The following is a 24,712-nucleotide window of genomic DNA, read 5'->3' as shown; positions in this document are numbered from 1 at the left end:
GGGTGGGTGCTGGCTCGCTCGCGAGGCGTCTCTCAGCTGGTGAACAGCGCCACGTTGCCACCGGCTGCGGTGGTGTTGATGGTCAGGGTCTGCTCGGCACAGAAGCGCAGCAGGTAGTTGGGGCCACCCGCCTTGGGGCCGGTGCCGCTGAGGCCCTCACCACCGAAGGGCTGCACACCGACGACCGCTCCGATCATGTTGCGGTTCACGTAGACATTGCCCACGCGCGCCGCACTGGCCAACGCCTGCGCACGGCTGTCGATGCGGGTCTGGATGCCCAGCGTGAGGCCGTAGCCCAGCGCGTTGATCTGCTGCATCACAGCCATCGGGTCGCCGCTCCAGCGCACCACCTGCAGCACCGGGCCGAAGATCTCCTGCGCCACCTCGGCAATCGACGCCACCTCGAACATCTGCGGTGCGATCACGTGCGCCAGCGCAGGCACGGCACGGCGGCTGCCCAGCAGGGGCCGTGCGTCGGCGTGCAGACGCTGGACGTGGCGGGTGATGCCCTCGAAGGCTTCGGCGTCGATCACGGGTCCCAGGTCGGTGGTGAGGGCGGACGGGTCACCCGCCACCAGCTCCTTGGCGGCCCCTTCAATCATCTCGATCACACCGTCGGCAATGGCCTCGTGCACGCACAGCAGGCGCAGCGCCGAGCAGCGCTGGCCCGCGCTGCGAAACGCGCTCTGCACCACCGCGTCGGCCACCTGCTCGGGCAGCGCCGTGCTGTCCACCAGCATCGCGTTGATGCCGCCGGTCTCGGCGATCAGCGGAATGATCGGGCCGTCCTTGGCGGCCAGCGCGCGCTGGATGATCTTGGCCACCTGGGTGGAGCCGGTGAACACCACACCGGCGATGCCGGGTTGTGCCACGAGCGACGCGCCCACGGTCTCGCCCGGGCCATGCAGCAGTTGCAATGCGCCGGCGGGCACGCCGGCGGCGTGCAGCAGCTTCACCGCTTCGAGCGCGATGGCAGGCGTCTGCTCGGCCGGTTTGGCCAGCACGGTGTTGCCGGTGGCCAGGGCGGCAGCCACCTGGCCCGCGAAGATCGCCAACGGGAAATTCCAGGGGCTGATGCAGACCCACGCGCCCCGGCCTTCCATGCGCAAGGTGTTGCTCTCGCCGGTGGGGCCGGGCAGCGTCTGCGGCGCCATCACGCGCTCGGCATCGTTGGCGTAATAGCGCAGGAAATCGATGGCTTCGCGCACCTCGGACACCGCGTCATTCCAGCCCTTGTGCGCTTCCTTCACCAGCAAGGCGCACAAACGCGGCAACTGCTGCTGCATGGCATCGGCCGCGCGGCGCAGCGTGGCGGCGCGCTCGGACACCGGCGTGTGGTTCCAGCCAGCGAAGGCCTGCACGGCCTTGACCACAGCGGCCTGCGCTTGTGCGGCGGAGGCCTCGGGCACCGCGGACACCACCAGCGCGGCGTGCGCGGCCAGCAGTGGATCGCGATGCGCGACCACAGCCAGGTCCAGGCCCAGGCTGTTCGGGCGCTTGGGGCCGTACAGGTCCGGGGGCAGCGGCAGGGTTGATGACATCCCCTCGGGCTTCGACTGCTCCAGCGGCGAGAGCAGCAGCTCGTCCATGCCCACCGATTCGTCGGCGAGCTGGTGCACGAAGGAGGAGTTGGCGCCGTTCTCGAGCAGGCGGCGCACCAGGTAGGCCAGCAGGTCGCGGTGCGCGCCCACGGGCGCATAGACGCGGCACGACACGGCCGGGTTCTTCAACACCTCGCGGTAGATGCCCTCGCCCATGCCGTGCAGGCGCTGCAGCTCGAACGGGGTACCCTGACGCGCTGCCAGTTGAAGAATGGCGGCGATGGTGCCCGCGTTGTGCGTGGCGAACTGCGGGTAGATGGCATCGGGCGCATTCAGCAAGGCCTGCGCACACGCCAGGTAGCTCACATCGGTGTGCGGCTTCTGCGTGAACACCGGGTAGGCCGGCAGCCCCAGCTCTTGCGCGCGCTTGATCTCGGCGTCCCAGTAGGCGCCTTTGACCAGGCGGCACATGAACTTGAGTTGGTATTGCCGCCCCAACAACGCCACATGTTCAATGAGCTCCACCGCGCGCGTCTGATACGCCTGCAACGCCAGACCAAAACCCTGCCACTGCGGGCAATGTTGCGCCACGAGCCTGGCGAGCGCTTCGAACACCTCCAGCGAGAGTTCGAGCCGGTCAACCTCTTCGGCATCGATGGTCAGGTTCAGGTTGGCGGCAGCCGCGCCCTCGCACAGCTGCCACACGCGTGGCACGAGTTCGCGCATCACGCGCTCGTGTTGCGCGTCTTCGTAGCGCGGGTGCAGCGCACTGAGCTTGATGGAAATGCCATCGTTCTGGCTCGGTGCACGCTGGGGGTCGGCCGTGCGGGCGATCGCGGCGATCGCGTTCTGGTAGCTCGCGAGATAGCGCAGCGCATCGGCATCGGTGCGCGCGCCCTCGCCCAGCATGTCGAAGCTGAAGCTCAGGTTGGCTTGGCGCTTGCGCGCCGAGGCCGCTTCCTTCATGCCCTCTTCGATCGTCTGCCCCAGCACGAACTGGCGGCCCAGCAACTGCACCGCGCGCAGCGTGGCGGCCACCACCGTGCGCGCGCCAAGCTTGGCCATCAGGCCGGGCTCGTTGCCCGCTTCGGGCAGGAACCTCTTCGACATGGCAATCGCCGTGGAGGACAGGCGTGCCAGCGTGGAGTCGGCGGCGCCATCGAAATCGGCACGCCCCAATTGGTCCGCCGTGAGCGCGATCGCGGTCTCGGCGTCGGGCACACGCAGCAGCGCCTCGGCCAATCGCATCAACGCCAGGCCCTCGGCGCTGGAAATCGGGTATTCCTTGAGCAGGCTTTCCATGGCCCAGAACGGCGGCGGGTTCTCGCGCACCGAGCGCACCCAGGGCGCGGCCTGTGTGGCCGCGGCGGCCCAATCGAGTGCGCCCTGCAACGCGCTCAGGCGGTGGGCCAACACCCCGGCTTCGGGGCGGTAGGGGAAGGGCAGGCAATCGGTGGTGCGCGACATGAAAGGCTCCAGAGCAGGCGTTGATTTGCGAATCTGCGTATGTTCTCGCCTTCGAAGCCGAACTTTTCACTAAAAATGTTGCCTCAACTGGATAATTCACATCCATGAATCCCCATTCCGCCGAACCGGACCGCATCGACCTCAAGATCCTCAAGCTGCTGCAGGCCGACGGCCGCCTCACCAATCTCAAGCTGGCCGAGGCGGTGGCGCTGTCACCCACCGCGGTGCTCGCGCGCACCCAGCGCCTGCAGCGCGACGGTTTCATCCTGGGCTACGAGGCGAGGTTGAACCCGCTCAAGCTCGGGCGCGGGATGATGGTTTTCGTGGAAGTGCTGCTCGACCGCACCACGCCCAACGTGTTCAACGAATTCAAGGCCGCGGTGCAGGTGCGCGACGAGATCATGGAATGCCACATGGTGGCCGGCGGCTTCGACTATTTGCTCAAGACCCGCATGGCCGACATGGCCGCCTACCGGGACTTCGCCGGCAGCGTGCTGTGGCAACTGCCGGGCGTGCGCGAGACGCGCACGTATGCGGTGATGGAAGAGGTGAAGAACAGTTCGCAGTTGCCTTTGTGAGGACATAGCGATCCGTTACTCATGCGGCATCTACCCCTGTGGAGGTGTTTCCTCCCTGTGTCGATGAACCGCCGGTTCAACACAGCGCTGCGCTGATCTGCCGGCGGCGAGCAGCGTAGTTTCAAAGAACTACAACTCGGACACTGGGGTTGGTACGAAATCACTCAACCGCGTCTTGGTGATCCATTGACGTAGCCGTTGACAGCTGGGGCGGCCTTCGCACAATCGGCGCACCACTTCAAGGAATCCACATGTCACGCATTTCGCTTGTCTTGCTGCTGAGCACCCTCTGCGTCATCACCGTGCACGCCCAAAGCACCAAACCCGGCTTGTGGGAAATCAACCAGAAGATGGGCGGCAGCGCCGAGATGGACCAGGCCATGGCGCAGATGCAAAAGCAGATGGCCGGCATGTCGCCGGCAGAGAAAAAGATGATGCAGGACATGCTGGGCAAGCAAGGCATGACGATGCCCACACCCGGCGCCGGAGGCGGCATGGCCATGAAGGTCTGCATCACGCCCGAGATGGCGGCGAAGCAGGACATGCCGGTGCAGACCGAGGGCGATTGCACCACCACCATCACCTCGCGCAGCGCCAACACCCTCAAGATGAATTTCGTCTGCAAGAACCCGCCGTCCACGGGCGAAGGCACCTACACCTTCAGTGGTGACTCCGCCTACACCATGAAGATGCTGATGAAGACCACGCAGCAGGGCAAGCCGGTCAGCACGACGCTGGACGGCCAGGGCAAGTGGCTGTCGGCCAGCTGCGGGGCTGTCAAGCCGCTGAAGTGAGGCCCCCACGCTCCACCGCTGCGCGGGTCGCTGCCCCCCACGGGGGCTGATTCAGCTGCGTGTGGGTCGGCTGCCGAACACGGCCCGCCCCACGCGCACCATCGTCGAGCCTGCGGCCACGGCGGCCTCCAGGTCGTCGCTCATGCCCATGGACAAGGTGTCCAGGCCCATGCCCTGTGCGTTGAGTTGATCGAACAAACCCTTGGCGCGCAGGAAAAGATCGCGCTGCGATTTGAAATCCGGTGCCGGTTCGGGAATGCACATGAGTCCGCGCAACTGCAAGCGAGGCAGGAGAGCCATCGCCCGCGCCAGATCTGCAAGCCCCTCCGGCGCCACACCCGACTTGTTGGCGCCTCCATCCACATTGACTTGCAGGCAGACCTGCAGGGCCGGCAGATGGGCTGGGCGTTGTTCGCTCAAACGTTGTGCGATCTTGAGCCGGTCCACCGATTGCACCCAGTCAAAGTGCTCTGCAACCGGGCGTGATTTGTTGCTTTGCAACGGTCCGATGCAATGCCATTGCAGTGCAGCACCGGGTCGCACGCGGCGCAGTTCAACGATCTTTTCCACGCCTTCCTGCACATAGTTCTCACCAAATGCATGCTGACCGGCGTCCAAGGCCAGACAGACGGTGTCTGCGCCAAACGTCTTGGAAACCGCGAGCAATGCGACCTCGCTCACATCCCGATCCGCCGCCCTGCAAGCCCGTGCCAAACGCTCGTGAACCTGTTGGAGATTGCCTTCAATGGTCGTCATAATCAGTCGTCATACCTCAACACCGCACGGGACCCCGGGATGGATATCACCCAATTGCTCGCCTTCAGCGTCAAGAACAAAGCATCCGATCTTCACCTCTCGGCCGGTCTCCCACCCATGATACGGGTGCATGGTGACGTGCGACGGATCAACGTCGAACCGCTGGACCACAAGCAGGTCCACGGCATGGTGTACGACATCATGAACGACAGCCAGCGCAAGCAATACGAAGAGTTCCTGGAGTGCGACTTCTCGTTCGAGATCGAAGGCCTGTCGCGCTTTCGCGTCAACGCCTTCAACCACAACCGGGGTGCCGGCGCGGTGTTCCGCACCATCCCGAGCAAGATCCTGACGCTGGAGCAACTCAACGCACCCAAGATCTTCGGTGACCTCGCCTTGCGCCCGCGCGGTCTGGTGCTGGTGACGGGCCCCACCGGCTCTGGCAAGTCCACCACCTTGGCCGGCATGGTCAACCACCTCAACGAGACCGAGTACGGCCACATCCTCACCGTGGAAGACCCGGTGGAATTCGTGCACGAGTCCAAGAAGTGTCTGGTGAACCAGCGTGAGGTCGGTCCACACACCTTGAGCTTTGCCAACGCGCTGCGCTCGGCCCTGCGCGAAGACCCGGACGCGATCCTGGTGGGCGAGATGCGCGACCTGGAAACCATCCGCCTGGCCATGACGGCGGCAGAGACCGGCCACCTGGTCTTCGGCACGTTGCACACCTCGAGCGCGGCCAAGACGATCGACCGCATCATCGACGTGTTTCCGGCCGAAGAGAAAGACATGGTGCGAGCCATGTTGTCCGAATCGCTGGTGGCCGTGATCTCGCAGACCTTGTGCAAGACCAAGGACGGCACGGGCCGGGTGGCGGCGCACGAAATCATGCTGGGCACCAGCGCGATCCGCAACCTGATCCGTGAGGCCAAGGTGGCCCAGATGTACTCGGCCATCCAGACCGGCAGCAACGTGGGCATGCAGACGCTGGACCAGAACCTCTCGGAGCTGGTCAAGCGCAACGTGATCAGCCCGGCCGAAGCGCGGGGCAAGGCCAAGATTCCGGAAAACTTCCCGGGCTAGTCATGACGACCGCCCAGCTCCACCGCTGCCCTCCAAGGGGGCTGGCCTTGCCTGGAGCGGCCCTGCGCGGCGGCCGCCGCTGCTGATCTAAAGGACTCTTCAATGGAACGCGACCAGGCCTCGAAATTCATCAACGACCTGCTGCGCCTGATGCTCAGCCGCAGTGGCAGCGACCTCTTCCTCACCGCCGACTTCCCGCCGGCCATCAAGGTGGACGGATCGGTGGTCAAGGTGTCGCCCCAACCGCTGAACGGGTCGCACACGCTGGCTCTGGCGCGCGCCATCATGAACGACAAGCAGGCCGCCGAGTTCGAGCGCACCAAGGAGTGCAACTTCGCGATCTCACCACCGGCCATCGGCCGCTTCCGCGTGAGCGCCTTCATCCAGCAGGGCAAGGTCGGCATGGTGATGCGGACCATTCCCGCCGTGCTGCCCACCATCGACAAGCTCGGCCTGCCGCAGGTGCTGAAAGACGTGTCGCTGTCCAAGCGCGGTCTGTGCATCCTGGTGGGCGCCACGGGTTCGGGCAAGTCCACGTCGCTGGCCGCCATGGTCGACTGGCGCAACGAGAACACGCACGGCCACATCATCACCATCGAAGACCCGGTGGAGTTCGTGCACCCGCACAAGAACTGCGTGGTGACGCAGCGCGAAGTGGGCCTGGACACCGACAGCTGGGAAGCCGCGCTCAAGAACACGCTGCGCCAGGCGCCCGATGTGATCCTGATGGGCGAGATCCGTGACCGCGAGACCATGGAACACGCGATCCAGTTCAGCGAAACCGGCCACCTCTGCCTGGCCACTCTGCACGCCAACAGCGCCAACCAGGCGCTGGACCGCATCATCAACTTCTTCCCCGAAGAGCGCCGCGCTCAGCTGCTGATGGACCTCTCGCTCAACCTGCGCGCCTTGGTGTCGCAGCGACTGATTCCGCGCCAGGACAACAAGGGTCGCCACGCCGCCGTGGAGATCATGCTGAACTCACCACTGATCTCCGACCTGATCTTCAAGGGCGATGTGGCCGAGATCAAGGAGATCATGAAGAAGAGCAACCAGATGGGCATGCAGACGTTTGACCAGGCGCTCTTCAACGCCTTCGAGGCCAACCTGATCACGTTTGAAGATGCGCTGCGCAACGCAGACTCGCTCAACGATCTGCGCCTGCAGATCAAGCTCAACAGCCAGCGCGCCAAGACGCTGGATCTGGCTGCGGGCACCGAGCACTTGACGATAGTTTGACCCACCCCCGCGCCGCACCTGCGGTGCGTCACCCCCTCAGGGGGCAATGCCTGCGGCCTGGCAAAGCCAGTTCCGCGGCATTCTTGAAAACACCAAAGAGACCATCTCATGAGCAACATTGCAGAGAAAACCTACGAATCCGTGGCCCCAAAGAAGGTGGCCTTCATCGGCCTGGGTGTCATGGGCTACCCCATGGCTGGGCATCTGGCGCGGGCCGGGCATTCGGTGACGGTCTACAACCGCTCCAGCGCCAAGGCCGCCGCCTGGGTGGCCGAGTTCGGCGGTGCGCACAAGCCCACGCCGCGCGAAGCGGCACAGGGCGCCGACATCGTGTTCGCTTGCGTGGGCAACGACGACGACCTGCGCTCCATCACGCTGGGTGCGGACGGTGCGTTCGCCGGCATGGCTTCGGGCGCGATCTTCGTCGACCACACCACGGCCTCGGCCGACGTGGCGCGCGAGCTGTACCAAGCCGCCAAGACCCTGGGCCTGTCGTTCGTGGATGCCCCCGTGTCGGGCGGTCAGGCCGGTGCCGTCAATGGCCTGCTGACCGTGATGTGCGGGGGTGACGCCGCGGCTTTCGACGCGGTGAAGCCCGCGGCCATGGCCTTCTCGCGCGCCTTCACGCTGCTGGGCGAAACCGGCGCCGGCCAGTTGACCAAGATGGTCAACCAGATCTGCATCGCCGGCCTGGTGCAAGGCCTGTCGGAAGCCATCGCCTTCGGCCAGAAGGCCGGGCTGGACATGAACCAGGTGCTGGACGTGATCGGCAAGGGTGCGGCGCAGAGTTGGCAGCTCGACAACCGTGGCAAGACCATGGTGGCCGACAAGTTCGACTTCGGTTTTGCGGTGGACTGGATGCGCAAGGACCTGGGCCTGGTGCTCGACGAGGCCAAGCGCAACGGTGCACGCCTGCCGGTCACCGCCCTGGTGGACCAGTTTTACGCCGATGTGCAGGCCATGGGCGGCAACCGCCTGGACACGTCCAGCCTGATCAAACGCCTGAAATAGGGCTCCCCCCGCGCCACGCCTTCGGCGTGTCACCCCCCAGGGGGCAACACCTGCGGCCTGGCAAAGCCAGTTCCGCGGTGTTCTTGTCTGAGAGCGCTTTACCTGGCGGGCGCAGGCTGGGACTGCATGTTGGCCAGTTCGGCCTCGGTGATGATCTCGAACACACGCACCACGCGCGACACCCCCGGTGTGTTGCGCGCGAGGTCGGTCGCGCGGTCGGCTTCGCGCTGTGTCACGCGGCCCATCAGGTACACCGTGCCGCGCTCGGTCACCACCTTGAAGGCGCTGGCCGAGAGGTCTTTCGCATCCACCAGCGAAGCCTTGAGACGGCCGGTGATCAGCGTGTCCGTTGCGCGCTCCTTGAACGACGGGCTGCTGGTCACGCCGAGTTCGTTGATGACCGCACGGACGTTCTCCACGCCGGAGACGATCTGCGTGATCTTCGTTTTGACCGCTTCGCTGGACGCTTCGCCGGTGAGCAGCACGCGGCGGTTGTAGCTGGAGACGGAAACGCGCGCATGTGCATCGCCCAGTTCGTCCTTGAGGCGGTTGGACGCCCGCAGTTCGATGCCCTGATCGTCGAGCTGGGCGCCCGAGGAGCGGCGGTCCACCACCACCAGGGCGCCCACGGCCGCACCGCCGACCACCAGAGGGGCACAGGCGCTCAGCGTGGCGCCAATCGCACCCACGAGCAGGGCAGCGGCGGCGATGCGGTGCAGGGAAACGGATTTGATCGGGTTCATGAGGCACTCTCCATGTTGGGGTTTGACACGTCGGGCAGACCCAGCAGCTGGGCATCCACACCGTCACAAATGCAGTGCAGCACGAGGTGGTGCACTTCCAGAATCCGGGCCGCGAGGTCGTGTGGCACGCAGATGTGCACATCGGTGTCGCGCAGCAGCAGTGCCAGCTGGCCACCGCGCGCACCGGTGAGGGCCACCACGGTCATGTCGCGTTCGTGCGCGGCCTCCACCGCCGCCAGCACGTTGGACGAATTGCCCGAGGTGGTGAGCGCCAGCAGCACGTCGCCGGCCTGGCCGAGCGCGCGCACCTGGCGGGCATAGACCGAGCGCACGTCGAAGTCGTTGGCGATGCCGGTGAGCACCGCGGCGTCGGCCGAGAGCGAGAACGCTGCGAGCTCGGGGCGTTCACGGTCATAGCGGCCGACGAAGCTCGCGGCGAAATGCTGGGCGGCGGCGGCTGATGCGCCGTTGCCGCACGAGAGCACCTTGCCACCGCCGGTGACGCTGGCGAGCACCGCGTTGGTCGCGGCCTCGACCACCGGCGCGAGCGACTGCGCGCACTGGTACTTCAGATCGGCACTGTCGATGAACTGTTGCTGGATGCGTTGCAGAAGCATGGGGCGATCATAGCGGTGGGGTCTGTATCAAATTGCGCCGGAGGCATCGAAGGCCGCGCGCAGCCAGTCGATGTGGCCACTCGCGCCGTCGATCAGCACCGCGTCGAAACGGCATGGGGGTTCTGAGCCCAGGCGCAGCAAAAAGTGCCGCGCGGCGAACACGATGCGGCGCTGCTTGAGCGGCGTGACGCTGGCACCCGCGCCGCCCTGGCGCTGGCTGGCGCGCTGACGCACCTCGATGAAGACCAGCGTGCCGTCGGGCTCACGCATAATCAAATCGATCTCGCCACCGCCCCGTCCCGGGGTCTTGAAATTGCGCTGGACCAGCTTCAAGCCCTGGCGCTGCAGGTGCCGCAGCGCGGCGTCTTCGGCCGCATCACCCCGGGCCTTGGTGGTCGGTGCAGGGGCCATTGGCGCCCCGTCTTTTCTGGAACTCCACATTGTCTGCAAGCTCTCCATCCCTGTTGGCGGCCGCGCGCGACGCGGCGGCGCACCAGCATTATCCGCAGGGCGCGCTCTACATGGTCGCGACACCCATCGGCAACCTGGCCGACATCGGGCTGCGCGCGCTGCAGGTGCTCTCGCTGGTGGACACCGTGGCCTGCGAAGACACGCGCCACACCGCCGCGCTGCTGCAGGGCTACGGCCTGCACAAGCCGCTGCTGGCCCTGCACGAACACAACGAGGCCGAGGCCGCCCAGACGGTGGTGCAGCGCCTGCAGGCCGGCCAGCGCGTGGCCTACGTGAGCGACGCCGGCACGCCCGGCGTGAGCGACCCGGGCGCGCGCCTGGTGGCGGCCGTGAACGCCGCGGGCCTGCGCAGCGTGCCGGTTCCGGGTGCCAGCAGCATCACCGCACTGCTCAGCGTCTCGGGCACGGTGGCGGGCATGGGTGGCTGGGACGGGCGCTTCGTGTTCGCCGGCTTTCTGGCCAGCAAGGCAGCCGAGCGGCAGCGCGAGGTGCAGCTGATGGGCGCCGATGCCCGCGCCTGCGTGCTGCTCGAAGCGCCGCACCGCATCGAGGCATTGGCCAAGGACCTGGGGCTGCTGGGCGAACGCATGCTCACCGTGGGCCGCGAACTCACCAAACAGTTCGAGGAAGTGGCCCATCTGAAGGCGCAGGACTTCACCGCCTGGCTGCAGGGCAACGCCAACCGCACGCGCGGTGAATTCGTGCTGCTGGTGCACCCCCAGCCAACCACGGCGCAGGCCGAAGGCAGCGTGGACGCGGCCGCCTTGCGCACGCTGGACGTGCTGTTGAAAGAACTGCCCCTGAAAACCGCGGTGAAGCTGTGCGCCGAGATCACCGGCCAGCCCCGCAACGCGCTCTACGACGCTGCGCTGGCGCGGCGCCAGGACGGCGCCGGTTCAGGCGACTGAGGTCAGCGGATCACGCGCGCCATCGGGTCCTGCCCGGAACGCGGAGCGGGTGCATTCGGTACCTCGTGGGCCTGCACGTCGACCACATCGCCCATGGGCTGGGCAGGGCCACGGCCTGGCCACACGCCCTGGGTGTAACGCTGCGAGGTCTCGCGGAAGCGGTTGAACACCACCAGGGGCGCAGGCTTGCGGCCGGTGATCAGCGCCCAGAGCGAGATGCCCAGCACCACCACCAGCGTGGCCAGCAGCAGGATGAGCACGAACGCCAGCGCCATCACGCCGAGCGCGAGCTTGAGAACACCGCGCACCACGCGGGCAAAAAAGTCGAGTAAACCGTTCATGAATGAATGAGCCTCAATGGCCGGTGTTGGTTCCGCGGTCAGGCTGTGCACCGATCCAGCCCACACCGGCGTTCGGGCCAAACATGCCGCACATGAGGCCATTGTCCGCCCATGCAAGGTCTGCCGGCGCACCGACGGTCGTCGCACCGACCGGCGACACTGACTGATATGCTGACCGCTGCTCGCGCGCACAGCCCCCGCGAGGTCCACCAAGGCCCCCATGAAACCGATATACCAGTACTTTTTTCGCGGCCTGATCACGTTCCTGCCGCTGGCCATCACGGTCTATGTGCTCTACCTCACCGTGGCCTGGATCGAGTCGATCGCCATGTGGATGATCCGCCCCTTCATCGGCGACTTCTACCTGCCAGGCCTGGGCATCGTGCTGGGCGCGGGGCTCATCCTCGGGCTGGGCTTCCTGATCTCGCAGCCCAACGTGGCGCGCTGGCTCTCGTGGATCGAACTGCCGTTCACCAACCTGCCGGTGGTCAAGAGCATCTACTCCTCGCTCAAGAGCTTTGCCGACTACTTCTCGCCCCACAAGGACACCCCGCAGCAGGCCGTGGTCGTGCTGCGCATGCCCGGCAACGAGCTGTCCATCGTCGGGCTGGTCACGCGCCAGAACATGCAGGACCTGCCGCCCGGACTGGCCGAACTGGACCAGGTGGCCGTGTACCTGCCCATGGGCTACATGATCGGCGGCTACACCGTCTTCGTGCCGCGCAGCTGGATCACGCCGATCGAGATGTCGGTCGAGGAGGCCATGCGCTCTTCGTTGCTGGCCTGGATGGCATCGAACCGCAACGGCGACAGGGCCGCCATCCCGGAGCCCACCGAGCTCACCCGCCCCGCCCCATGAGCGCCGCCCGGCCGTTCCGAAGGCGCTCAGCCCCGCAGTGCGCAGCACGGAGGGTAGCCCAGTGAGCATCCGCCACCTCGACGCCCTCTTTTCGCCCACCTCGGTGGCGGTGATCGGGGCCTCGATGCGGCCCACCAGCGTGGGTGGCACGGTGTGGCGCAACCTGAACAACGGAGACTTCAAGGGCGCGCTGTACGCGGTCAACCCCAAACACGCCGAGCTCGGCGGCGTGAAGGCCTGGGCCTCGGTGGCCGCGCTGCCGACAGCGCCCGAGCTGGCCATCCTGTGCACCCCGGCGACCACCGTCGTGGGGTTGATCACGGAGCTGGGCGCACGCGGCACCCGCGCGGTGATCGTGCTCACCGCCGGGCTGGACGCCGCGCAGAAGCAGGCCATGCTCGATGCGGCGCGCCTGCACACGCTGCGCATCCTCGGGCCCAACTGCATCGGCATGCTGGTGCCGCACCTGGGCCTCAACGCCAGTTTCGCGCACACCGGCGCGCTGCCGGGCGAACTGGCCTTCGTGTCGCAGTCGGGCGCGCTGGTCACGGCCATGCTGGACTGGGCGGGCTCGCGCGGCATCGGCTTCTCGCACTTCGTTTCGCTCGGCGAACGTGCCGATGTCGACTTCGGCGACATGCTCGACTTCCTGGGCAGCGACCCCAAGACGCGCGCCATCCTGCTCTACATCGAAAGCATCGAAGAGCCGCGCAAGTTCATGTCGGCAGCGCGCGCGGCGGCGCGCAACAAACCGGTGATCGTGGTCAAAGCCGGACGTTCGGCCGCGGGGCAACAGGCCGCCGCCTCACACACCGGCGCGCTCGCCGGGTCCGACGCGGTGTTCGACGCGGCGATCGCGCGCGCCGGCATGCTGCGCGTGAACACCTTGCAAGACCTGTTTCTCGCCGCCGAAACCCTCTCCCGCTTCCACGGCAACCGGGCTGATCAACTGCTCGTGCTCACCAACGGCGGTGGCGCCGGCGTGATGGCGGCCGACGCCGCCGCCACCGAAGGCGTGCCGCTGGCGGCGCTGGGCGACAAACTGTGTGCACAGCTCAACGCCGTGCTCCCCGCCAACTGGTCGCACGCCAACCCGGTCGACATCATTGGCGACGCACCGGCCGCGCGCTACGTGCAGGCCCTGCAGGCGCTCGCGCAGGACAGCCGAAGCGCCGTGCTGTTCATCCACGCGCCCACCGCCATCGTGCCCAGCCTGGAGATTGCGCAGGCCCTGCTGCCGCTGGCCAGCGCCAGCCCGAAGCGCGTGCTGGGCTGCTGGCTGGGCGATGGCGCGGTGGCGCAGGCCCGCGCGCTGTTTCGCGGCGCGGGTGTGCCCGACTTCAACACGCCCGAAGACGCGGTGCGCGCCTTCTCGCTGCTGCGCACCTACCGCGAACACCAGGCCGAGCTGCTGCAGACGCCGCCGGCTCGCAGCGCGGCCCACGCCGCCGATCTGCCGCGCATCCGCGCCATCGTGGACGGGGTGCTGGCCAGCGGGCGCGAACTGCTGACCGAGCCCGAAGCCAAGGACCTGCTGGAGGCCGCCGGCCTGCCGGTGGTGGCCACGCGTGTGGTGGGACCGCTCGCATCAGAGGCGCAGACGGCCGCCGACGCGCTGGGTTATCCGGTGGCGCTCAAGATCCTGTCGTTCGACATTTCGCACAAGTCCGACGTGGGCGGCGTGCGCCTGAACCTGGGCAGCGCGGCCGAAGTGGGCGAGGCCTGCGCGACCATGCTGGCGCGCGTGCGCGAACAGCGCCCCGATGCCCGGGTGGAAGGCTTCACCGTGCAGACCATGGTGCGCAAGAAGCACGCGCACGAACTCATCGTCGGCGCCAGCGTGGACCCGGTGTTCGGCCCGGTGATCCTGTTCGGCCAGGGCGGCGTGGCGGTGGAGGTGCTGGCCGACACCGCGCTGGCATTGCCGCCGCTGAACACGACGCTGGCGCTGGCGCAGATCGCCCGCACCCGCGTGGCCCGGCTGCTGCACGGCTACCGCGACGAACCTGCGGCCGACATGGATGCCGTTGCGCAGGTGCTGGTGAGCGTGTCGCAACTGCTGGCCGACGTGCCCGAACTCGCCGAGCTTGACATCAACCCGCTGCTGGCCAACCACGAAGGCTCGGTGGCGCTGGATGCCCGCGTGCGCGTGTCGGCCAGCCGCCAGGCCGGCGCCCACCACTTCGCGATCCAGCCCTATCCCCAAGACCTGGTGGAAACCTGGGACTGGCAAGGCCAGCCCGTCACGCTGCGCCCGATCCGCCCCGAAGACGAGGCTCAGCACCGCCGCTTCCTGGAAAAACTTGACCCTGAAGACATCCGCCTGCGCGTGTTCTACAGCCGCCGCCACATCGAGCACAGCGAGCTCGCGCGCCTGACCCAGATCGACTACGCACGCGAGATGGCCTTCATTGCCACCCGCCTGGGGGCAGACGGCGTGGAGGAAACCCTGGGCGCGGTGCGCGCGGCGGTCGATCCGGACAACGACACGGCCGAGTTCGGCGTGATCGTGCGCTCCGACCTCAAGGGCAGTGGGCTCGGGCACAAGCTCATGACCAAGCTGATCGAGCACCTGCGCGCGCGCGGCACGCGGCGGCTGGTGGGCACGGTGCTGCGCATCAACCACGGCATGCTGGAACTTGCGCGCTCGCTGGGTTTCCAAGAGACGACCAACCCCAGCGATCCGGGCGACCACGAAACGCGGTTCGTCGCGCTGGACCTGCCCACCCCAGCCGCACCACCGCCATGAACAACACACCCAACCGCCGCCACCTGTTGATCGCCAGCGCCGCGGCCCTGGCCGCCCCCGCCTGGTTGCCGTCCGCCCTGGCGCAGGCGAAAAACCTGCGCCCCACGCCCAGCCAGACCGAGGGCCCGTTCTACCCCGTGGCCCTGCCGGCCGACAGCGACGCCGACCTGCTCAAGAACGGCAACGTGAACTACGGCCAGGGCCAGCCGGCCTGGGTCGAGGGCACGGTGGTCGATCTGGCCGGCGTGCCGGTCTCGGGCGCGGTGGTCGAGATCTGGCAGTGCGACCATGCAGGGCACTACCACCACCCGGGCGACGGCGGCCGGGCCGACCCGGCGTTTCAGGGCTTCGGCAAGGTCACGGTGGGGCGCGACGGGCGCTACCGCTTCCGCACCATCCGCCCGGTGCAATACACCGGTCGCACGCCGCACATCCACGTGAAGGTGCGGCTGGACCGCATGGAGCTGCTCACCACGCAGCTCTATGTGGCCGGGGATCCGGGCAACGAGCGCGACGGACTCTGGCGGCGGCTGAGCGAAGAAGGTCGCGCCGCGCTCACCGTCCCGTTCACACCCGGCAATGACGGCGTGCGCGCCACCTTTCCCATCGTCGTTCAGGCCTGATGGATTCGCTCACCCAGATTGCACTGGGCTCTGCGGTCGGCGTGGCCGTGATGGGCCGGCGCACGGCGGTGTGGAAAGCCGCACTGTGGGGTGCCATCGGTGGCACCCTGCCCGATCTCGATGCTTTCATCGACCACGGCGACGCCGTCCTCAACATGACGCGCCACCGCGCCGAGAGCCATGCGCTGTTCATCCTCACGCTGGCTTCGCCGGTGCTGGCCTGGATCGCCTCGCGCATCCACGGTGAAGCGGCCTTGTTCAAGCGCTGGTGGCTGGCGTTGTGGCTGGTGCTCATCACGCACCCGCTGCTCGACGCCATGACGGTGTACGGCACGCAGCTGCTGCAGCCTTTCACCGACCACCCATATGCCGTGGGCAGCATCTTCATCATCGATCCGCTCTACACCGTGCCGCTGATCGCGGGCGTGGTGGCGGCGCTGCGCCTGAAGAACCCGCGCGGGTTTGGCTGGAACCTGGCCGGCCTGGCGTTCAGCACGCTCTACCTGGTATGGAGTGTGGGCGCGCAGCAGCACGCCACGCAGGTCGCGCGCGCCTCGCTGCAGCAAGACGGCATTCCCGCCACCGGCCTGCTGGTCACGCCCTCGCCCTTCAACACGGTGCTGTGGCGGCTGGTGGCCACCACGCCGACGCACTACTTCGAGGGCCACTACTCCTTGATGGACGACGACCAGCGGATCGCCTGGACGCGGCACGAGCGCGGTGCCGGCCTGCTGGAGCGGCACGCCGACGAACCGTCGGTGGCGCGCATGGCGGCGTTCACCCACGGTTTCTACAGCGTGTCGGAAACCGGTGGGCGCTTGTTCGTGACCGACCTGCGCATGGGCCAGGAGCCCAGCTACACCTTCCGCTTCGACCTGGGCACCGAGGCCGCGCGCGCCAACGGCGGGCACCGGCCCACGCTCAACGGGCAGCGGCCCGACATCGGCGCAGCGCTTGACTGGTTGTGGCGCCGGATGTGGGGCGAACAACTTCCCTCGCCGCGCCCGGGTGCTTGAGCGGCCGCCGGGCGGGGCGCTCGTTCAACCCAGAACGACCGTCGCCGCGATGGTGGCCACACCCAGGATCAGGTTGACGCCGACCCAGATGCGGATGGCGGCGATTGCCGCACCGCCGGCGGCCCAGTCGCTGGCGTTCACGGCGCGATCGAGGCGCTTGAACAGCGCGAAGCGGATGTGACCGAAGATCACGATCATCAGGATGCCCAGGGCGGCCATCACGGTCCAGCCCAGCGGCATGTTGAACGACAGTCCCGCCTGCACCGACTCCTTGGCCACACGCCCGATCATCCAGAGGCCCGTGACCAGCACCAGCACCACCACGACCAGCACGACGGCGAAAAAACGCTTGAGCACGTCGTGCATGAAGCGGATGCGCACCGGCGGCTCCAGCGACTGCAGGGCTGGACGCAGGAAGGTGTGCGCGAAGAACATGCCGCCGATCCACAGAACGATGGAGAGGACGTGGATGAGCTTGAGGCTGGCGTAGATCATGGGGCGCTTTCGTTGGAGAGAAAAATCAGACGTCGGACAGCACATCGCCCACGCGGCGCTGCAAGCGGTAGGGCGGCAGGCCTTGCAGCATGCGCCGGCCGTAGCTCTGGCGCAGCAGGCGCGCGTCGTAGCAGACCACCACGGCCTCGTCGGTTTCGCTGCGCAGGGCGCGGCCAGTCCACTGCAGCAGGCGGGCGCCAGTGGCGGGCACCACGAGTTCACTGAACGGGTCGCGGCCCTGCGCCTTGAGCCAGTCGGCGCGCGCCTGGCCCACCGGGTCGCTGGGTGAGGCGAACGGCAGCTTGGTGATGAACACCCACTCGCACAGCTCACCCGGCAGATCGAGCCCCTCGCCGAACGACTGCAGACCGAACAGGATGGAAGGCTCGCCATCGGCCACACGCTCGGCGTGGCGGCGCAGCAGCACGGTGCGCGAGGCTTCGCCCTGCACCAGCACGCGCTCGCGCAGCGCGCCGTGTTCGCCGCGCTCCAGCAGGCCCTGCGCCTGGCGCATCTGCGCCCTGGAGGTGAACAGCACCAGCGCGCCGCGCTTCACCTCGCGCAGGTCGGCCATGAGCGAGGCCAGCATCTCGCGCGTGTAGCCCTCCACGTCCTTGGGGTCGGCCACGGTCTGCACCACCACCAGCCGGCCCTGGCGCGCATGGTCGAACGGGCTCTGCACCTCGCGCGCGGCCACCGCGTCGTCATACGCCAGACCCGACTCGTGCAGGAAATGGTCGAAGTTGCCGCAGGTCACGAGCGAGGCCGACGTGACCACCGCGGCGCGCACCTTGTTCCACAAGTGGTTGCGCAACAGGCTGCCGGGCTGCAGCGGGCAGGCGTGCGCGGTGAGCGTGACCAGGCCATGGTGTATGCCGGCCTCCAGCCACTTGGCCAGCGGCGGCTGGCCGTCGTTGGCGGCCTGCATCCACAGCGTGGCGGTTTCCTGCGCGCTCTGCAGGCGCGGCGCGAGCACGCCCAGGCGGCTGTAGAGCTTGGCGCAGCGCGCGGCATCACTCGGGTTCTCGCGCGCGTTGGCCTTGAGCTGCGTGGCCAGGGCTTCAAACACCTTGAGCAGCGCGCTGGCGTGGGCGTGCATCTGCGCCACCACCTCGCTCCAGCCGGGCGGCAGCACGCCGCCGTCGAAGCGGTCGACGATGGGCGGGGCGTTGTCGGTGAAGCCGCTGCGCGCGGGCGGGCGCCCCGGGGTGCGCCCGGTGAGATCGAGCCATGCCGGCAGCGCACCGATGCGCTGCATGGCCAGGCGCGCGAGTTCTCCCTGCGCGGTCTTGAGGTCCTTGGCGAGTTGCGCCACGTCCGAGGTGGGACGGGCATCCAGCGCACCGGCCACCTCGTCCACCGCGCGCGGCAGCTTGTCCAGCCACTGGCTGCGCATGAGGTCCATGGACGCGGTGAACTGGCCTTGCGCCACCGCGCCCAGGTGGTGCGCCTCGTCGAACACCACATAACAATCCTGCGGCGCGGGCAGCGCGTGCAGGCCGAGCGTGGAGAGCAGCAGGTCGTGGTTGACCACGATCACCTGCGCCTGCGCCAGTTTGGCGCGCGCCTGGTAGTAACTGCAGCTGTTGTAGCTGGGGCAGTGGCGCGCGGTGCAGGTGTGGCGCTCGGCGGCCACCGGGGCCCACAGGCTGCCCTCGGGTGGTTCGTCGAGCCGGTCACGATCCCCATCCCAACTGCCGCCGTCCAGCGCGTTGGCCCAGGCGGTGTACTGCACGCCGCGCTCCTGCCAGCGCGCCGCCGCCGAGGCCGAGGCCACGGCGCGCGCGGCCACGCCCGAGGCGCTGGTGTCGGTGGGGGCGTCGTCGCTCTCGAAGAGGTCGGCGCTCGCTGCATCGCCACCCGAGAGCTGGTCCAGCTTCAAGCGGCACACGTAGCGCCCACGCCCCTTGGCCAGGGCGAAGCTGAACGGTTGCGGCAGCGTGGTGGCCAGGGCCGGCAGGTCCTTGGCGATCAACTGCTCCTGCAGCGCCACGGTGGCGGTGGAGATGATCACGCGCTTTTGCTGCGCCAGGGCCAGCGGGATGACGGTGGCCGCGTACGCCGCCGACTTGCCCACGCCGGTGCCGGCCTGCACCACCGCGATGCCGCGCGCGGGCAGGGCCGCGTCGCTGGCCACCGAGTCGTCGCCCGGCGTCACGCCCGAGAGCGTGTGCGCGATGTGCGCGGCCATCTCGCGCTGGCCCGGCCGGGCGCGGTAGCCGCTCGCGTGCGCCACCACGTGGTCGAAGGCCGCCAGGGCCAGCGCCTCGCGCGCCAGCGGGCCGGTGGGCAGCGCGGGTGTTTCGTCAGCGATCGGCTCGAGGATGGTGGACATGCGGGGGCGAGAAGGCAAAGCGCGATTGTCCCAGACAGCATGCCTGCCCCGGGATCAGGGGCGCGGGACGTGCAAACGGTGGACGCATCGCGCGTGGGTGGTAGCCTGACGGTTCGTCCACCACCGGAGATCGTCATGGCCCATTCCATCGAACACCAGGACAACGGCTCGCGCGGCGCCTTCTACATCCAGCGCAGTGGGCAGCGCATCGCCGAGATGACCTACAGCCGCACCCACCCGTCGCTGGTCGTCGTCGACCACACCTATGTGGACCCGAGCCTCAGGGGGCACGGCGTGGCACACCAGTTGCAGGACGCCATGGTGGCCTGGGCCCGTGGGACCGAGACGAAAGTCATCCCCGTCTGTTCGTACGTGAAAGTCCAGTTCGACCGTGATCCATCGATCCGCGATGTTCTGGCATGACCAATCCTTCACCGACACCCGCACCCTGGCGCCCATGACAACGACTCCCCGCCCGAAACGCAAGCCCACCCCCCGCACCGCCAGCGGCAAGCTGCCGATAGACCTGGCCCTGCAAGGCGGTGGCTCCCACGGCGCCTTCACCTGGGGCGTGCTCGACCGCTTGCTGGAAGAAGAGTCGCTGGAGATCTCGGCCATCAGCGGCACCAGCGCCGGCGCCATGAACGCGGTGGCGCTGGCCGCTGGCCTCATGGATGGCGGGCGCGAAGGCGCGCGGCGCGTGTTGCGCCAGTTCTGGACGCGGGTGGCCGAAATCTCGCCCTTTCACAGGCTGCAGAGCAGTCCGCTGAGCGTGGCGTTCGGCCCTGCGCAGGCGCTCATGGCGCCGTGGCTGGCGCCGTTCAAACAATTCAACGCGGCGCTGGGCAGCCAGCTCTCGCCCTACCAGCTCAACCCGCTCAACCTCAACCCGCTGCGCGACATCCTGGTGGAGACGGTGGATTTCAAACGCGTGTGCGCCTGCCACAAGATGCAGCTCTTCATCTCGGCCACGCAGGTGCGCACCGGCGCACTGCGCGTGTTCGGCCAGCACGAACTCACGGCCGACATGGTGATGGCCTCGGCCTGCCTGCCGCTCCTCTTTCAGGCGGTGGAGATCGACGGTGAGGCTTACTGGGACGGCGGCTACGCGGGCAACCCCTCGCTCATGCCGCTGATCACCGACACGCCGGCCGACGACCTGCTGCTGGTGCAGATCAACCCGGTGCTGCGCGACACCGTGCCCCGGCGTGCCAGCGAGATCCTGGACCGCATCAACGAAGTGACGTTCAACGCCAGCCTGCTCAAGGAGATGCGCAGCATCGCGCTGCTCAAGCAACTCATCGAGGGCGAGGGCCGCGCCGGCCAGCGCCACCGCCAACCGCTGTTCAAACGCGTGCAGGACCTGCGCGTGCACCTGATCGACGGTGGTGAATCGCTCAGTCCGCTGGGCGCGGCCAGCAAGACCGAAACGCAGTGGTCCTTCCTCTCCAGGCTGCACGAACTCGGCCATGCCTCGGCCGATCGCTGGCTGCTCGCCCACGGGCAGCACCTGGGCGAGCGCAGCAGCTTCGACCTGGCCGGTGTGCTCGACGGTTGAAGGCGCGGGCTCCGGCCTTCAGTAGAATCGCCGACCCGATGACGACGTGCGCAAGCCGCCTCGTCACCCCCCACATTCACTGGACCGCCATGCCTTATTCCGTCTCCCACCACAAGCTCAACCAGATCCTGTCGGCCCATGGCCTGAAGGCCGGTGATGCTGGAGGCATCGACAAGCTTTTCGGCGGCAACGACGGCTACTACTGGTTCGGCACCCTGCGCGACCTGTGCCCGCCCGGCAAGACGCTGGTCTGGGAAACCCAGTACGACATGGTCAACGCCATCCAGGCGCACGAGAACGCGACCGCCGCGGAGGATGAGATGAAGCCGCAGGTGCCCAGCGCGGCCAACATCGCGGCGCTGTCCAAGGCGCTTCACGACCCCCTCTGAAGGCGTTGCGCCCGTCAGGTGGTGTAGTCACCGCTGGCTTCGGGCTGAAACAGCAGCGTGACGATCTCGGCCGCGCAGGTGTCCCCGTTGGGCGTGCGCCAGCGGGCGGTGGCGCCCACGCGCTGGCCGAGCAGGCTGGCTCCCACGGGAGATAGCACGGAGATGAAGCCCAGGTGCGGCTCGGCGTCACTGGGGTAACACAGGGTGAGCTTCTGCCGCTTCCTCGATGCGAGGTCTTCGACGATCACCTGCGAATACATCGTGACGATGTCGGGCGGGATCTCGCGTGAAGGAACGAGGTCCTGGGCATCGAGCGCGTCGACCAATGCCGCAGGCAGGGGCCCGCCGCGCAGCTTGTTCAGGCGGGTGAAGTCGAGTTCGGTGAGCAACCGCTCACCAGCAAGGTTCTTGTGCATGGGCACTCCAACTGGTGCAGGCGCGCCGCAAAAAAGGCGACGCCCGCCATCGCGCTGGGCTGGGGCCCGGCGATGGTTGGATTGCGCAAAAAGGAGGAAGGGGTATCGCCGGGCTCAGGAATGTGCAGCCGGCTGGCGCAGTCCCGCCGAGCCCATCAGCTTGCGACCGGCCACGGCGCCGCTTGCCGCGAGGGGCATGCAGGCTGCCGGGTGGGCAGTGATGGTGGGGTGGAACGCCATGGCGGCATTGTAGGCCGCGCTCACCCCGCGGGCAGCTGGAAGCAGAATGCGGCCCCACGCCCCACGGTGCCTTCACCACTCACCCGACCGCCATGGCGTTCGATCACGCGGCGCACCGTGGCCAGGCCCACGCCCGAACCTTCGAACTCGTGGTGGGCGTGCAAACGCTTGAACGGCTCGAACAGCTGGTCGGCATAGGCCATGTTGAAGCCTGCGCCGTTGTCGCGCACGCAGAACTCCACCACGCCATGGGGCCGTTCGGCTTGCGTGAACGCCACCACCGCGTCGGGCGTCTGGCTCGTGTACTTCCAGGCGTTGCCCAGCAGGTTCTGCAGCACCACCCGCATGAGGCCAGGGTCGGCGATGACCTGCATGCCGTCATCGATGCACCACCGCACATGGCGGCCAGGATCGGTGCTGGCCAGCTCCTGGGCAATCGAGTGGGCCATGCGCGTGAGGTCCACCGGTTCGCGCCGCAGCTCGGCGCTGCTCAGGTGCGCCAGGGTCAGCAGGTCGGAGATCAGCCGGCCCATGCGCCGCGACGACGCGCGAATGCGACCGACATGGTTCCGGCCGTTTTCGTTCAGCACCGCACCGCACTCCTCTTCGAGCAAGCTGGCAAATCCGTCGATGCTGCGCAGCGGGGTGCGCAGGTCGTGCGAAACGCTGTAGGCAAAAGCCTCCAGCTCGCGGTTGAGCACGGACATTTCCCGGGTGCGCTCGGCCACGCGCAGCTCCAGTTCTTCGTTCAGGCGTTTGAGCGCTTCTTCGGCGGTGTGCACTTCGGTGATGTCCTGCACGGTGCCCACGCTGTGCAAGGGGCGGTCGCCGTCGAACTCGGTCAAACCCGAGACCCGAACATGTTTGATGCGTCCGTCGGCCATGAGCAGCCGGTGCACCAGGTCGTAGGGCTCGCGCTCGTCGAAAGAGCGCTGGTAGGCCTCGGTCACGAGCACGCGATCGCCGGGGTGCACGCTGGTGATGAAGGTCTTGTAGGTGGGCCTGACCGCCGTGTCCACCTCGAAGATGCGGAAGATTTCGTCGGTCCAGCTGAGTTCGTTGGTGGTGAGATCGCGTTTCCAGCTGCCCACGCGGGCCAGGCGCTGCGCCTCTTTCAGCCGGGCTTCGCTCTCCTGCAGGGCGGCTTCGGTGCGCTTGCGCAGGGTGATGTCCTGCATGGTGAACTGCATCAGCGGGCGCCCGTCGAGTTCGAACGCCATCAAATGTCCCTCACCGTCCCACTCGGTGCCATCGGGGCGCCGCTGGCGCCATTCGAAGACCACCACACCTGAACGCTGGGCCAATTGGAAATACGCCGCGCCCTTCTCGGCCGAGGTCCGACCATCGGGTTGCACCCGCGTCGAGACATCCAGCGGCGACTTGCTCAGCAGCGCTTCGCGCGTGGGATAGCCGTAGAGCGCCAAGGCCGCCGCGTTGCAATCGACAAAACGGTTGGTCCGGATGTCCATCACCAACATGGCCAGTGGCGAGCTTTCGAACTGCCGCAGGCGCAGCACCTCGCTGGCTTCCAGCGCCGATGCCTTGCGCCCCACGCGCAGCAGGAGCGCAATGATCAAGCCGCCGCTCAACAGCAGAAGCACGATGAGCGCAGCGGTCACCCGGCGGCTGTTCTCCAGGGCCGGCGCCAGGGGTTGCAGCACCGCTGCGTCGGCAATGCCGATGGCCACCACCAGACCGGATGCGCGCAGCCGGTACCAGCCATAGGTGCGGGAGATGCCGTCCAGCAAGCCGCGGATGCGAAAGCTTCCGCTGCGGGCGTCTCGGTCGGTGAGAAAGGGCCGATCCGCCGGCACGCGGGTGCCCATGGCTCCGGCGTGGTCCAGGCTGCGCGCGAGGAACGTCCCATCGGGCGCGATCAAGGCCACCACGTCCTGATCGGAGAGCTGCAGGGAGCCCAGCCTGCGGGCGATGAAATCGGTGGACACCACGAGCTGCACGGTGCCGTCGAACACGCCCTCGCGCAGGATCGGACGGTTGACCACGACCGCATAGCGGTCGACGGTGGGCGACTTGATCGGGCGGCTGATCAAGAGACGGTCGTCGGCGGCCGCATCGCGTTGCGCGTGGAAATGCGCCTGATCGCCCACAAAGGTGTCCATCGGCGCGGCCAGGCTGTCGTAGACCAGGTATCCGGCGGCATTGACCACCGAGATGTGGGTCACGAAATCGGTCGGGAGCGCCTTCAGCACGTCCAAGGCCGCGCCGTCGAAGCCGTTCGGGTCGCTCAACCATTCGCGGCGCAGGTCGCGCAACTGCAGATCGAGCGTGGCGATCATGCCTCCGACCTGCCCACCCATGGCATCGGCCAGGTGGATGCTGCGCTTCTCGGCCTGCAGGAGCACCTGCTCGCGAAGCAGCGTCTGGGAACGCTCCGACTGCCACCACAGAAATGCCGCGGCCAGCACCGTGAGCAGCGCCACCAGGACGGGCACGAGGCGGGCGCGGTGGCTCACGGAGCGGGC

23 protein-coding genes are annotated in these 24,712 nt (G+C 67.6%); 13 read left to right on the top strand and 10 right to left on the bottom strand.

What is annotated here, in order from left to right:
- Window positions 1-32: 32 nt before the first annotated feature.
- Window positions 33-3,008 carry an L-glutamate gamma-semialdehyde dehydrogenase gene (locus V6M63_RS22475; RefSeq protein WP_332745535.1) on the bottom strand — a complete coding sequence of 992 codons (2,976 nt, stop codon included), beginning with the start codon at window positions 3,006-3,008 and terminating at the stop codon, window positions 33-35.
- Window positions 3,009-3,112: 104 nt separating this feature from the next.
- Here V6M63_RS22475 and V6M63_RS22470 point away from each other — a divergent pair, with 104 nt between their 5' ends.
- Both V6M63_RS22470 and V6M63_RS22465 read left to right on the top strand, forming a co-directional pair.
- Window positions 3,113-3,586 carry an Lrp/AsnC ligand binding domain-containing protein gene (locus V6M63_RS22470; RefSeq protein WP_332745533.1) on the top strand — a complete coding sequence of 158 codons (474 nt, stop codon included), beginning with the start codon at window positions 3,113-3,115 and terminating at the stop codon, window positions 3,584-3,586.
- Between the two features lie 251 nt (window positions 3,587-3,837).
- Window positions 3,838-4,380: a DUF3617 domain-containing protein gene (locus V6M63_RS22465; protein WP_332745531.1), complete on the top strand. Its 543-nt coding sequence runs from the start codon at window positions 3,838-3,840 to the stop codon at window positions 4,378-4,380.
- A 51-nt stretch (window positions 4,381-4,431) separates the two neighbouring features.
- Here V6M63_RS22465 and V6M63_RS22460 read toward each other — a convergent pair whose 3' ends face one another.
- Complete coding sequence (locus tag V6M63_RS22460; RefSeq protein WP_332745529.1) at window positions 4,432-5,136, bottom strand: YggS family pyridoxal phosphate-dependent enzyme; 705 nt, start codon at window positions 5,134-5,136, stop codon at window positions 4,432-4,434.
- Window positions 5,137-5,175: 39 nt separating this feature from the next.
- Here V6M63_RS22460 and V6M63_RS22455 point away from each other — a divergent pair, with 39 nt between their 5' ends.
- The 3 genes from V6M63_RS22455 to V6M63_RS22445 all read left to right on the top strand — a co-directional run bounded on the left by V6M63_RS22455 (window position 5,176) and on the right by V6M63_RS22445 (window position 8,469).
- On the top strand, window positions 5,176-6,219 hold the full coding sequence (locus V6M63_RS22455) for a type IV pilus twitching motility protein PilT (RefSeq protein ID WP_056266376.1): 1,044 nt from the start codon (window positions 5,176-5,178) through the stop codon (window positions 6,217-6,219).
- 102 nt (window positions 6,220-6,321) lie between these two features.
- The gene (locus tag V6M63_RS22450; RefSeq protein WP_332745527.1) at window positions 6,322-7,458 is read left to right on the top strand and encodes a PilT/PilU family type 4a pilus ATPase; all 1,137 of its coding nucleotides are present in this window, start codon (window positions 6,322-6,324) and stop codon (window positions 7,456-7,458) included.
- A 108-nt stretch (window positions 7,459-7,566) separates the two neighbouring features.
- Window positions 7,567-8,469 carry an NAD(P)-dependent oxidoreductase gene (locus V6M63_RS22445; protein WP_332745525.1) on the top strand — a complete coding sequence of 301 codons (903 nt, stop codon included), beginning with the start codon at window positions 7,567-7,569 and terminating at the stop codon, window positions 8,467-8,469.
- Window positions 8,470-8,567: 98 nt separating this feature from the next.
- Here V6M63_RS22445 and V6M63_RS22440 read toward each other — a convergent pair whose 3' ends face one another.
- Genes V6M63_RS22440 through V6M63_RS22430 form a run of 3 tightly spaced genes read right to left on the bottom strand, consistent with a single transcriptional unit; the run spans window position 8,568 to window position 10,270 of the window.
- Window positions 8,568-9,212, bottom strand: a complete 645-nt coding sequence (locus V6M63_RS22440) for a BON domain-containing protein (RefSeq protein WP_332745523.1) — start codon at window positions 9,210-9,212, stop codon at window positions 8,568-8,570.
- A complete protein-coding gene (locus V6M63_RS22435) occupies window positions 9,209-9,829 on the bottom strand; it encodes an SIS domain-containing protein (RefSeq protein ID WP_332745521.1) in 621 nt (206 codons plus the stop codon). Before V6M63_RS22435 ends, V6M63_RS22440 begins: the two co-directional genes overlap by 4 nt.
- Before the next feature lie 27 nt (window positions 9,830-9,856).
- A complete protein-coding gene (locus tag V6M63_RS22430) occupies window positions 9,857-10,270 on the bottom strand; it encodes a YraN family protein (protein WP_442909636.1) in 414 nt (137 codons plus the stop codon).
- Here V6M63_RS22430 and rsmI point away from each other — a divergent pair.
- Entirely contained in the window at window positions 10,270-11,208 is a 939-nt protein-coding gene (gene rsmI / locus V6M63_RS22425) for a 16S rRNA (cytidine(1402)-2'-O)-methyltransferase (protein ID WP_332745518.1), read from the top strand. The genes V6M63_RS22430 and rsmI overlap by 1 nt on opposite strands.
- 2 nt (window positions 11,209-11,210) lie before the next feature.
- On the opposite strand, the gene V6M63_RS22420 is transcribed toward rsmI, so the two are convergent.
- Complete coding sequence (locus tag V6M63_RS22420) at window positions 11,211-11,549, bottom strand: hypothetical protein (RefSeq protein WP_332745517.1); 339 nt, start codon at window positions 11,547-11,549, stop codon at window positions 11,211-11,213.
- A gap of 220 nt (window positions 11,550-11,769) precedes the next feature.
- Between V6M63_RS22420 and V6M63_RS22415 the strand changes: the two genes are divergently transcribed.
- From V6M63_RS22415 to V6M63_RS22400, 4 genes are all read left to right on the top strand, one after another.
- Complete coding sequence (locus V6M63_RS22415) at window positions 11,770-12,408, top strand: DUF502 domain-containing protein (RefSeq protein ID WP_332745515.1); 639 nt, start codon at window positions 11,770-11,772, stop codon at window positions 12,406-12,408.
- A 61-nt stretch (window positions 12,409-12,469) separates the two neighbouring features.
- Window positions 12,470-15,157: a bifunctional acetate--CoA ligase family protein/GNAT family N-acetyltransferase gene (locus tag V6M63_RS22410; protein WP_332745513.1), complete on the top strand. Its 2,688-nt coding sequence runs from the start codon at window positions 12,470-12,472 to the stop codon at window positions 15,155-15,157.
- Window positions 15,154-15,780, top strand: a complete 627-nt coding sequence (locus V6M63_RS22405; protein WP_332745511.1) for a protocatechuate 3,4-dioxygenase — start codon at window positions 15,154-15,156, stop codon at window positions 15,778-15,780. The genes V6M63_RS22410 and V6M63_RS22405 overlap by 4 nt, the downstream gene beginning before the upstream one ends.
- Complete coding sequence (locus tag V6M63_RS22400) at window positions 15,780-16,796, top strand: metal-dependent hydrolase (RefSeq protein WP_332745509.1); 1,017 nt, start codon at window positions 15,780-15,782, stop codon at window positions 16,794-16,796. Before V6M63_RS22405 ends, V6M63_RS22400 begins: the two co-directional genes overlap by 1 nt.
- 24 nt (window positions 16,797-16,820) lie before the next feature.
- Here V6M63_RS22400 and V6M63_RS22395 read toward each other — a convergent pair whose 3' ends face one another.
- Window positions 16,821-17,291: a CopD family protein gene (locus V6M63_RS22395; protein WP_332745507.1), complete on the bottom strand. Its 471-nt coding sequence runs from the start codon at window positions 17,289-17,291 to the stop codon at window positions 16,821-16,823.
- 25 nt (window positions 17,292-17,316) lie between these two features.
- Window positions 17,317-19,626: an ATP-dependent DNA helicase DinG gene (gene dinG / locus V6M63_RS22390; protein WP_332745505.1), complete on the bottom strand. Its 2,310-nt coding sequence runs from the start codon at window positions 19,624-19,626 to the stop codon at window positions 17,317-17,319.
- A 135-nt stretch (window positions 19,627-19,761) separates the two neighbouring features.
- Between dinG and V6M63_RS22385 the strand changes: the two genes are divergently transcribed.
- The 3 genes from V6M63_RS22385 to V6M63_RS22375 all read left to right on the top strand — a co-directional run bounded on the left by V6M63_RS22385 (window position 19,762) and on the right by V6M63_RS22375 (window position 21,573).
- A complete protein-coding gene (locus V6M63_RS22385; RefSeq protein ID WP_332745503.1) occupies window positions 19,762-20,049 on the top strand; it encodes a GNAT family N-acetyltransferase in 288 nt (95 codons plus the stop codon).
- Window positions 20,050-20,083: 34 nt separating this feature from the next.
- Complete coding sequence (locus V6M63_RS22380) at window positions 20,084-21,184, top strand: patatin-like phospholipase family protein (RefSeq protein ID WP_332745501.1); 1,101 nt, start codon at window positions 20,084-20,086, stop codon at window positions 21,182-21,184.
- A gap of 89 nt (window positions 21,185-21,273) precedes the next feature.
- On the top strand, window positions 21,274-21,573 hold the full coding sequence (locus V6M63_RS22375; RefSeq protein WP_332745499.1) for a hypothetical protein: 300 nt from the start codon (window positions 21,274-21,276) through the stop codon (window positions 21,571-21,573).
- Between the two features lie 14 nt (window positions 21,574-21,587).
- On the opposite strand, the gene V6M63_RS22370 is transcribed toward V6M63_RS22375, so the two are convergent.
- Together V6M63_RS22370 and V6M63_RS22365 are read right to left on the bottom strand one after the other, a co-directional pair.
- A complete protein-coding gene (locus V6M63_RS22370) occupies window positions 21,588-21,989 on the bottom strand; it encodes a GreA/GreB family elongation factor (RefSeq protein ID WP_332745497.1) in 402 nt (133 codons plus the stop codon).
- Window positions 21,990-22,249: 260 nt separating this feature from the next.
- A complete protein-coding gene (locus V6M63_RS22365) occupies window positions 22,250-24,703 on the bottom strand; it encodes an ATP-binding protein (RefSeq protein WP_332745495.1) in 2,454 nt (817 codons plus the stop codon).
- Window positions 24,704-24,712: the final 9 nt, after the last annotated feature.

The organism is Hydrogenophaga sp. (genome assembly GCF_036675665.1).
Lineage (GTDB): Bacteria > Pseudomonadota > Gammaproteobacteria > Burkholderiales > Burkholderiaceae_C > Hydrogenophaga.
The sequence above is the reverse complement of the archived record's forward strand: the minus strand, read 5'-3'. Positions and strand labels throughout refer to the sequence as shown.

Bases quoted from the DNA above. Each gene is read 5' to 3' on its own strand.
- V6M63_RS22470 (WP_332745533.1), top strand. From the start codon at position 3,113: ATGAATCCCCATTCCGCCGAACCGGACCGCATCGACCTCAAGATCCTC.
- V6M63_RS22370 (WP_332745497.1), bottom strand. From the start codon at position 21,989: ATGCACAAGAACCTTGCTGGTGAGCGGTTGCTCACCGAACTCGACTTC.
- V6M63_RS22445 (WP_332745525.1), top strand. From the start codon at position 7,567: ATGAGCAACATTGCAGAGAAAACCTACGAATCCGTGGCCCCAAAGAAG.
- V6M63_RS22465 (WP_332745531.1), top strand. From the start codon at position 3,838: ATGTCACGCATTTCGCTTGTCTTGCTGCTGAGCACCCTCTGCGTCATC.
- V6M63_RS22455 (WP_056266376.1), top strand. From the start codon at position 5,176: ATGGATATCACCCAATTGCTCGCCTTCAGCGTCAAGAACAAAGCATCC.
- V6M63_RS22405 (WP_332745511.1), top strand. From the start codon at position 15,154: ATGAACAACACACCCAACCGCCGCCACCTGTTGATCGCCAGCGCCGCG.
- V6M63_RS22395 (WP_332745507.1), bottom strand. From the start codon at position 17,291: ATGATCTACGCCAGCCTCAAGCTCATCCACGTCCTCTCCATCGTTCTG.
- V6M63_RS22375 (WP_332745499.1), top strand. From the start codon at position 21,274: ATGCCTTATTCCGTCTCCCACCACAAGCTCAACCAGATCCTGTCGGCC.
- V6M63_RS22435 (WP_332745521.1), bottom strand. From the start codon at position 9,829: ATGCTTCTGCAACGCATCCAGCAACAGTTCATCGACAGTGCCGATCTG.
- V6M63_RS22415 (WP_332745515.1), top strand. From the start codon at position 11,770: ATGAAACCGATATACCAGTACTTTTTTCGCGGCCTGATCACGTTCCTG.
- V6M63_RS22385 (WP_332745503.1), top strand. From the start codon at position 19,762: ATGGCCCATTCCATCGAACACCAGGACAACGGCTCGCGCGGCGCCTTC.
- V6M63_RS22380 (WP_332745501.1), top strand. From the start codon at position 20,084: ATGACAACGACTCCCCGCCCGAAACGCAAGCCCACCCCCCGCACCGCC.
- V6M63_RS22430 (WP_442909636.1), bottom strand. From the start codon at position 10,270: ATGTGGAGTTCCAGAAAAGACGGGGCGCCAATGGCCCCTGCACCGACC.
- dinG (WP_332745505.1), bottom strand. From the start codon at position 19,626: ATGTCCACCATCCTCGAGCCGATCGCTGACGAAACACCCGCGCTGCCC.
- V6M63_RS22420 (WP_332745517.1), bottom strand. From the start codon at position 11,549: ATGAACGGTTTACTCGACTTTTTTGCCCGCGTGGTGCGCGGTGTTCTC.
- V6M63_RS22450 (WP_332745527.1), top strand. From the start codon at position 6,322: ATGGAACGCGACCAGGCCTCGAAATTCATCAACGACCTGCTGCGCCTG.
- V6M63_RS22460 (WP_332745529.1), bottom strand. From the start codon at position 5,136: ATGACGACCATTGAAGGCAATCTCCAACAGGTTCACGAGCGTTTGGCA.
- V6M63_RS22475 (WP_332745535.1), bottom strand. From the start codon at position 3,008: ATGTCGCGCACCACCGATTGCCTGCCCTTCCCCTACCGCCCCGAAGCC.
- V6M63_RS22400 (WP_332745509.1), top strand. From the start codon at position 15,780: ATGGATTCGCTCACCCAGATTGCACTGGGCTCTGCGGTCGGCGTGGCC.
- V6M63_RS22440 (WP_332745523.1), bottom strand. From the start codon at position 9,212: ATGAACCCGATCAAATCCGTTTCCCTGCACCGCATCGCCGCCGCTGCC.